Origin of the sequence: Streptomyces recifensis (assembly GCF_002154615.1) — a bacterium.
Taxonomy (GTDB): domain Bacteria; phylum Actinomycetota; class Actinomycetes; order Streptomycetales; family Streptomycetaceae; genus Streptomyces; species Streptomyces griseoluteus.
The window spans coordinates 1-1,625 of record NZ_MUNH01000437.1; the positions used below are offsets into that span (position 1 = coordinate 1).

The window sequence follows — 1,625 nt, forward strand, 5'->3', positions numbered from 1 at the left end:
CCGGCGAGCCGGGCCAGCGCCTCACGGGTCGCCTCGTCCTGTCCGGCGAGCGGGCCGCCCCGGTAGCTCCGGGGGGCGTCCGCCGTCGGGGTCCGGCGCAGGGCTGCCACGAACCCTCCCAGCTCCTTGGCCAGTCGCTCAGGCTCCTCCACCGCGCCCGCGACCGGATTCGCACCGTCCAGCCAGCGGAAGACCGACCAGGGCCAGGGAAAGTCACCGTCCGGCTCGCCGGAGGCCACCGGTTCGGGGACGGGCACCGGCAGGCCGGGGCCCAGGCGGGGCAGCCAGTCCCGCTCGTGCGTCACGTCCGCCACCGCGCCAGGGTGGCGCGGGAGCCGTACCACCAGCTCCGGTCCCAGGCGGAACATCGCGTTCTCCGTGCCGGACGACCTCAGCCGGGTGACCGGCAGTTCCGTCCACGCGGGAAACCGCCGCGCCACCAGGCGCTCCACCAGCGGGGCATCGATGTCGAGCTCACCGTCACGCATCTTCTGGGTACTCACCGGCCCCATCCAAGGGCCGGCGTGTCCCCGCTGTCGACCGAAAAAAACCGGACCACACCGTCCCCGAGCGTCCCGCCCGCCGAGTGGCTAACGTGACGATCCGGGACGAACCCATCAACACGAGAGGGCCGATCATGGCCGTACAGTCCGAAGGAACGCCCTGCTGGGCCGACGCGATGTTCACCGACCTGGAGGGCGCCAAGCGGTTCTACGGCGACGTCCTCGGCTGGACCTTCGGTGAATCGTCGTCCGAGTACGGCAACTACACCCAGGCGTATGCGGACGGCAAGGCCGTCGCCGCCGTCGTCCCGCCCATGCCCGGCCAGGAGAGCACGTCGCAGTGGTGTCTCTACTTCGCCTCGCCGGACGCCGCCGCCACCGCCGCGAAGGTCCGGGAGAACGGCGGCGAGGTGCTGATGGAGCCGATGCGGGTCGGTGACTTCGGCACGATGGCGATCGCCCGCGAGCCCAGCGGCGCGGTGTTCGGCATCTGGCAGGGCGACGCCCACGAGGGCTTCGAGGCGGTGGCCGAGCCCGGCGCCTACTGCTGGGCGGAGCTGTACACCCGCGAGCCGGAGAAGGCGGACGCGTTCCTGTCGGCCGTCTTCCCGTACCGGATGAAGGACATGGCGGACGGGCACGTCGACTTCCGCCTCTTCGACCTGGGCGCCGACCCGGTGCTCGGCCGGATGCGGATGGGGGAGGAGTTCCCGCCGGAGGTCCCCTCCTACGTCAACGTCTACTTCACCGTCGACAACTGCGACGCGGCCGTGGCCCGCGCCACCGAGCGCGGTGCCGTGCTCCGGTTCGGCCCCATGACCAGCCCCTTCGGCCGGTTCGCCGCCCTCACCGACCCGCAGGGGGCGAGCTTCTCGGTGATCGACGTCTCCACGACGGAGGGCGGCATGCCCGACTTCAAGGACGCCTGACCCGGCCGGTCGGACCCCGCGCGCGGCCATGGCATGATCGGGCACATGCGTGAACGTGTGGTGGCCGCGTGCGACGGGGCTTCGAAGGGAAACCCCGGACCGGCCGGATGGGCGTGGGTCGTCTCCGACGACGAGCGGACCCCGGCCCGCTGGGAGTCCGGCCCGCTCGGCCGGGCCACCAACAACGTCGCCG

Annotated in this window: 2 protein-coding genes and 1 pseudogene; 2 read left to right on the forward strand and 1 reads right to left on the reverse strand. The window is 72.3% G+C overall.

All coding sequences use genetic code 11. The features are described 5' to 3' along the window. Positions 1–512, reverse strand: a 512-nt coding sequence (locus CCN33_RS21850) for a phosphotransferase (protein WP_244173897.1), incomplete at its 3' end; no start/stop codon positions are given. A gap of 125 nt (positions 513–637) precedes the next feature. On the opposite strand from CCN33_RS21850, the gene CCN33_RS21855 reads away from it, so the two are divergent. Beyond that, entirely contained in the window at positions 638–1,432 is a 795-nt protein-coding gene (locus tag CCN33_RS21855; protein WP_086695241.1) for a VOC family protein, read from the forward strand. A gap of 33 nt (positions 1,433–1,465) precedes the next feature. Beyond that, a pseudogene (locus CCN33_RS33190) lies at positions 1,466–1,625 on the forward strand (ribonuclease HI); the annotation flags it as partial.